The sequence below is a fragment of the Methylomonas sp. MgM2 genome, from assembly GCF_054172045.1.
Window position 1 is genome coordinate 1 of the sequence record NZ_JBSYXO010000070.1, and the last position, 7,562, is coordinate 7,562.

Annotated in this window: 1 protein-coding gene; it reads right to left on the reverse strand. The window is 62.5% G+C overall.

The features are described from left to right. On the reverse strand, window positions 1–7,562 hold a 7,562-nt coding region (locus ACW73I_RS22685; RefSeq protein ID WP_458031783.1), incomplete at both ends, for an amino acid adenylation domain-containing protein.

The following is a 7,562-nucleotide window of genomic DNA, read 5'->3' on the forward strand; positions in this document are numbered from 1 at the left end:
GCCGCCGCCCTCTGGCTGATCAGTTCGTGCACGAAACCGGATGGATAGGCCGTCTCGGTGGCGTGCCAGGAGGATTGGCGCACATGTTCCGCTTCGCTTAATAAGTCGACAGCGGCCAGCGGCAAGCCGGGATCGGACAGGCAAGCGGCCAGCAAGCGCTGGAAATGTTCGCTTAGGCGGGCAATAGTTTCGGGCAGGAACAATTCGGCGGCATATACAAAGCTGCCATTGAACACGCCGTCGGCGTCTTCCTCGGTCGCCAGGCTCAAATCAAATTGCGCGGCGGCCGGCTCGCTTGCCATGCGCTCGATGTTCAAGCCCGAGAGTGTATTCAATGCGCTGAGGTCGCGTTTTTGGTGGTTGAACATCACCTGAAACAACGGATTACGGTTCATTGCCCGTTCCGGCTGCAGCAACTCGACCAACTGTTCGAACGGCAGATCCGGATGCTCCTGCGCCGCCAATAGGGTTTGCTTGGTATGCGCCAACCAATATCTGAAACTTAGATCTCCACGGCACTCGGCTTTGACCACCAAGGTATTGACGAAAAAACCGACCACGGGCTCGGTTTCCAGGCGCTGGCGATTGGCGACCGGTACGCCGACACGGATGTCCGGCTGGCCGCTGTAGCGGTAAAGCAAGGCCGCGAAAGCCGTGAATAGAACGACAAACGGCGTGGTATCGCTTTGCACGGCTACTTGCTTCAAGCGTTGGCTGACCGAAACCGGCAACACGAAGGCGTGCGAGGCGCCGGCTCCGGACATCCGTTCCGGCCGGGCATGATCGGTCGGCAATTCCAGCACCGGTTGCTCGCTGCCGAGCTGGCTTTGCCAGTAACGCGCTTGCCGATCGCCCTCGCCCGCCGCCAGCCATTGTCGCTGCCAGGCGGCGTAATCGGCATACTCGATAGCTAGCGTCGGCAAGTGCGCTTCGCGGCCTTCGACCGCGGCGGCGTAAAGGAGTGAAAATTCTTCCAGCAAACGGCCGACCGACCAGCCGTCGGCCAGAATATGATGCATGGTCAGCCACAACTCGTGATGATCTTCACCGTGCTTGACCAATATCACGCGCCATAACGGCCCGCTGCAAAAATCGAACGGCGCGTCGGCTTCAGTCGCTTGGGTCAACATCGCATCGGCCGCTGTCATCATTTGTAACGGCAGCGTAATTGCCGCGCCGGCCATCTGCATGGGTTTGCCTTCTAGCTGAACGAAGCGGGTGCGCAGCATGGCATGACGCTCCGCCAAACTTTGAAAAACCAAGCGCAACGCGCTTTCGTCGAGCCGGCCGTGGATACGCAAGCCGCCGCTGATGTGATAAGCCGTATTGTCAGGCTGCAACTGCGCCAGGAACCACAGCCGCTCCTGACCGTAGGACAAAGGACGCGGGCCTTCGACTGCCATTCGTGGAATGGCAGCCGGCTGATTGCCGGCAACCGGCGCGACGGCGGCCGCCAGTTCGGCGATGGTCGGCTTTTCGAACAACAGTTTCGGCGTCAGTTTGATGCCTTGCTTGCGGGCCCGAGCGATGATTTGCAGGCTCAGAATCGAATCGCCGCCCAGCTCGAAGAAATTATCGGCGACGCCAATCGGCTCTTGTTTCAATACGATTTGCCAGATCGCGGCCAGCTTGCTTTCGGTGTCGTTGCGCGGCGCCACGCTGACGCACGCCTTGGCCTGCGGCCGCGGCAGCGCCTTGCGGTCAGCCTTGCCGTTGGCGGTCAGCGGTATCGCCTCCAGCAGCATTAAATTCGCCGGCAACATGTAATCGGGTAGCAGGGCGGCCAATTGCGCGCTGAGATTAGCGCTGTCCAAGCTTGCCGAGCGCTCGGCAACCGCATAGGCCAATAGCTGCAGACGGCCGTCCCGGTCGTTGGGCTCGGCGATGACCAGCGCATCGGCGACGCCCGGCAAGCTGCGCAAGACCTTGGCCACTTCGCTAGGCTCGACGCGGTAACCGCGTATCTTGACCTGATCGTCGGCCCGGCCCAGCCACACCAGCCGACCGCCGCGCAACACGGCGCGGTCGCCGGTGCGGTACATGCGGGTGCCGGCCCGAAACGGATCGGGCAAGAAACGTTCGGCGGTGGCGCCGGCCTTGCCATGATAAGCGCGCGCCAGGCTGGCGCCGCCGATGTACAACTCGCCGGGCACGTCGCTCGGCAACGGATTCAAGTCGGCGTCGAGCAGATAGGCGTAAACGCCGGCCAACGGCGTGCCGACCGGAATGGTCGAAGCGGTATCGGCAGTGACTTCCTGGGTGAGCACACCGACCGTGGTTTCGGTCGGGCCGTAATGGTTGAAGATGCGGCAGCCCGGTTTCAAGCAGCGCACCGTCGCCAGTAATTCGGCGTCGCAGGCCTCGCCGCCCAAAACCAGTACTTGATTCGGCAGCACGTTCGCCGGATTTGCCGCTTGCAGCAAACCGCGCAAATGGCTGGGCACGATTTTCAGTACGTCGACCCGGCCTTCCCGCATCGCCACGGCGAAACGGTCCGGATCGGAGGCAGCTTCGGCATCGATCATTAATAATGTCTGGCCGCCGTATAACGCTCCGAACAACACGGTATGACCGAGGTCGGCGGCCGGCGTCGAAACCATCGCCAATGTGGCGTTTCGCTGCCAGGCCAGACGCGGCAACACGCTCTGCAAATACCGGTTCAACGCCCCGTGGCTGACCGTCACGCCTTTGGGCTGGCCGGTGGAACCCGAGGTATAAATCCGGTAGGCGGCCTGCTCGGGATGAATCGGCACCGCCACGAATTCCGCGGCGCCGCAAGTCTGTGCGACGGCATCCGGATTCAACGTCGCCACGCCGCAACCCGCGAAACGCGGGGCATCGGATTCGCTTGCCAGTAACACCGTCACGCCGCTGTCGCGCAGCAATTCGTGCAAGCGGCTATCCGGTAGGGCCGGATCGAGCGGTAAATACGCGCCGCCGGCCTTTAACACCGCCAGCAAACTGAGCGGCAATTGCACCGAACGTCCCAACAGCACGCCGACCGCCGTATCCGTGCGGACGCCCATGCCTTGCAGTAACGCAGCCAGACGTTCGGCGGCGCGATCCAGTTCGGCATAACTCAGGCTGGCGTGGTTGTCGCGCGCCGCAATCGCGTCAGGCCGAGCAAGGACATGGCTTTGCCAGGCAGCCAGCACATGCGGATAATCAAGTTCGCTGCATGACGCATCGCCGCCGGACAACAGCGCGATTTTGGCATTGGCACAGGCCAACGGCGAGGCCGGTAGCGGCGCCAATTGAATGTCGACAAGCTTGATTTCATCCGCCGTGATCAATTGCTGCAATAGATAACGGTAACGCTCGGCGAGCAGTTTCAGCGCGCCGGGCGTGAAGCGTTGGTGTTCGCCGGACAGGGTCAAATGCAGGTGCTTATCGAGCCCTGCGATCAGACTCAACGGATAATTGTTACGGCCGCGCTCGTGACGCAGCACGCCGGCCGGTGCTTCCCCATCCAACAAACCGACTTGGAGACCGTCGCGTCGGCTTTTCAACACGTCGTCCAACGGATAGTTCTCGAACACCAAAATCGCATCGAACAGATTCTGGCCTTCGCAACCCACCGCACGCTGGATCTCCGCCAACGGGGTGAATTCGTAATCGCGTATCGCCGCGGCTTGGCGTTGGATAGTTTGCAACCAACTTCTTACATTTCGGTCGCCCGGCAAATTGACCCGAAGCGGTAAGGTATTAATAAACAGACCGGCCATTTCGTCTATACCATCGACGTTGGCCGAACGACCGGACACGGTAACGCCGAACAAGGCCTCGCCGCCGCCGTGACGGCCCAGCAACAACGCAAACGCGGCTTGCAGCAAGGTGCTGACCGTCACACCGTGGCGACGCGCGGCAGCTTGCAGTTGTGCGGTTTCATCAACCGACAGGCTGGTTTCGATTTCCTGGTAGTTGCCGCGCTCCCCGGCCGGCATTGCTTCGGCAGGCAGCGGTAAAGGCGTTCTGCCGTCCAAGCCGTGCAGCGATTCGCGCCAGAATGCCAGCGCGGCGGCGTGGTCGCGCGACGCCAGCCAACGCAGATAATCGGCATAGTCCGGCTGACCAAGCGGCGATTCGCCGTGGTAGGCGCGCATCACGTCGCGCAACACCAAACCCATGCTCCAGCCGTCCAAGGCAATGTGATGGTGACTCCACACCAGCCGCCAGGTAGTATCCCCAACCCGCAGTAGCGACAACTCGAAGCCGCGTCGGCCGGCGAAATCAAAACCTTGTTTGCGTTCGTCCGCCAGCCAGTCGCTCAATTGCCGCCAACACTGTTCTTCGCCGATACCACGCCAATCGGCTTGGCGCAAATCGACACTTCGGCTTTTACACACGGCTTGCAGCGGGAGTTGCATGTCTTCGAATAAGTATGAAGAACGCAAGGCCGGATGCCGATCGACCGCCGCCTGCCAAGCCGTATGAAAACGCGCCACATCCACAAAGCCGTTCAATGCAAACACCCGCTGGTAAAAATACGGGTCTTGTTCGCCGTGCTGCAAGGCATGAAACAAAATTCCCTGTTGCATGGGCGAGAGGGGGTAGAGGTCTTCGATTTGGGCGTGCGGGATCGGCAGCGCGTCGAGCTGGGCTTGGCTGAGCTTGGCCAGCGCCACGTCGCTGGGGGTCAGGTTCGGTTCGGCTTGCAGGCAGTGGTCGAGCAGTTGGTTTAGGTGCTGTTGGTAGCGTTCGAGCAGGTGAGTGATCGTGTCCACTTGGTAACGCTCGCGGCTGTAACCCCAGTCGAGGCGCAGTTGGCCCCGGTAGATTTCGCCGTTGATTTCGAGTTCGTAGGCGAGCGGCGCGTGCGGATCGCGTTCGTCCCCGCTGTCTTCGTCGGCCGGCTGCAGCAAGGCGTCGTCGTTGAAGCTGCTGTCGAGTTGGCCGAGGTAGTTGAACAGCACTTTCGGCATTGTCCGGTTAGCCGTTGGGTTTTCGGGCGAGGCCGGTTCATCCGCCGTAGGATGTGCCGAACACCGTGAAGCGCATCGGTCGAGTGCGGTGGTTTGTTCGTGCTCCGCTTGGGTTAGTCGATTCTTCGGGCTCAGATACTGCCATACGCCGTAGCCCAAGCCTTGGTCCGGTACTTGCCGCAGTTGTTCCTTGACGGTTTTGACCGTGTCGGCCGCAGTCGTTTGCGGGCTGAGTTTGACCGGGTACAGGCTGGTGAACCAGCCGACCGTGCGGCTCAGATCGAGAACGCTTTGTTGTGTTTCGCTTTGGATGAGCTCGGCTTCGCGGCCGTGGCCTTCGAGGGCGACGCCGATGTCGGCTTGCCGGGTCCATTCGCATAAAGTCTGCGCCAGGGCCGCCAGCAGCAGTTCCTGAATCCGGGTACGGTAAGCCGAGTTGGCCTCGTGCAGGAGCTGGCGGCTGCGTTCGGCGCTCAGGGTCAGGGTTTGGCTGGCGCGGTCGCGGGCTTCGGCCCGGCCTTGCGGGTGGTCGCAGGGCCAATGGCTTGCTTCGCTTGGGCTTGGGTTCTCGCATTGAGCCTGCCAGTAGCCGCGTTGCGCTTGCAGGCGCTCGCTTTGGGCATAGTTTTGCAATGCCCTGCCCCAGGCTTGGTAGCCGGCGGTTTTGGCCGGCAGTTGCGGTATTTTCTTGTGTTGTATTTGTTGATAGAGTCTGTGCAGGTCTTCCAGCAGGATGCGCCAGGAGACGGCGTCGACGATCAGGTGGTGGGCGACCAGCAACAAACGCTGGCTGCCGTCGGCGACGCTGATCAGCACGGCTTTGAACAACGGGCCGTGTTGGAGGTTCAGGCTGCGTTGCGCTTGTTGGGCGATGGCGCTGACGTGGGCGGCATCTTGGGCCTTGCGTTGTTCAAACAATGCAGCCGGGGTTCGCTCATGCTCTACCCGGCCTATATTAATTGACGCCATTGAGCCGCGACTAGGCGTAGCGCCTTCATCGGTTTTATCCATTTCGGCATAGCTTTGTTGCCATTGGCCTTGTTCTTGGACGTAACGCAGGCGCAGGCTGTCGTGGTGTTCGATCAGGAGGCGCAGGGCTGGTTCGAGTGCGGCAGGCGCCAGCGGCGCTCGGGTTTTGAGCAGCAAGGATTGGTTCCAGTGCGCGGGGTTGGGCGGATTCTGTTCGAAGAACACGCGCTGGATCGGCAGCAGCGGTGCGTGGCCGGTGGCGGGCTCTTGTGCTTGCGCTTTCGCTTGAGTAGCTTGATCCGAGCCGTCCGGATTCAGACGCTGGGCGACTTGAGCCAGGCCGGCAATGGTTTGTTGTTGAAACAGGTCTTTGGGGGTAAAGCCGAGGCCTTGGGCGCGGGCGCGGCTGACCAGTTGGATGGAGATGATGGAGTCGCCGCCCAGTTCGAAGAAGTTGTCGTGAATGCCGATGTCGTGGCGTCCGAGCAGGTCTTGCCACAGTTGAGCCAGCACGGCTTCTGTCGAGTTGGTCGGGGCTTGCGGTGCGCGCCGGGCCGGGGCATCGGGTACGGGTAAAGCGCGGCGGTCGATTTTGCCGTGGGCGGTGCGCGGCAGTTGCTCAAGCCAGACGAAGCGGGCCGGGATCATGTAGTCCGGCAGGCGGGCGGCCAGGGCTGCTTTGAGTTGTTCCGTGTCCCGTGAGGGAGAGGGGGAATCGATGATGCCGCTGACTTCGGTTTGGCCATGCGATGCGGCCCCTTCGCCGGGTTGCAAGTAGGCCGCCAGATAGCGCCGCCCTTCATCCTCGCGCAGCAGGACGTGGGCGTCGTCGACGCCGGGCAAGGCGCGCAGGGCGGCTTCGATTTCGCCGGGTTCGATGCGGTAGCCGCGCAGTTTGATTTGCTGGTCGGCGCGGCCGAGATAGTCGATAACGCCGTCCTTGCCGCAACGGACCCGGTCGCCGGTGCGGTACAGGCGGCTGCCGTCGCCGGCGAAGGGGTCGGGAATGAAGCGTGCGGCGGTGAGGTCTGCCCGGCCGAAATAGCCGCGTGCCAGACACGGGCCGCCGATGTAGAGTTCGCCGACCGCGCCCAGGGGCAACGGGTTGAGGTCGGCATCGAGGATGTGCCGCCTGCGCTCGCCCAGGGCGGTACCTATGGGGGCGTAGCCGGTCAGTTCGCGCTCATCGGCCTGCCAGGCCAGCGGGGTGATGACGGTTTCGGTGGGGCCGTAACCGTTGATAATGGTTTGCGGTTGCAAGACGGCGCGGATTTTGGCCAAGGCGGCGGACGAGACGGCTTCGCCGCCGACGCAGGCGATGCGCAGTGCCAGGGTCCGGCCGCGCGCGGATGCGGCGTCGGCCAGATGCAGCAAGGCGCTGGTCGGCGGGTAGATGACGCTGACAGCCTGCGCGGTGACGGCTTCTAAAGTGGCTTCGCCGGTCCAGCGGCTCGAGCCCAACACCACGCCGGCACCGTGGCACAACGGCGCCAGCCATTGCTCCATGGCGGCATCGAAGGTGAAGGCGGCGAAATGCAAGGCCCGGTCGGCCGGGGTGTAGCGGTACAGCTCGCCGGCCGCCCGGATGTGCTTGGTCAAGGCCCCGTGGGCGACCGCCACGCACTTGGGTTGGCCGGTGGAACCCGAGGTCAGGATCAGGTAGGCCAGTTG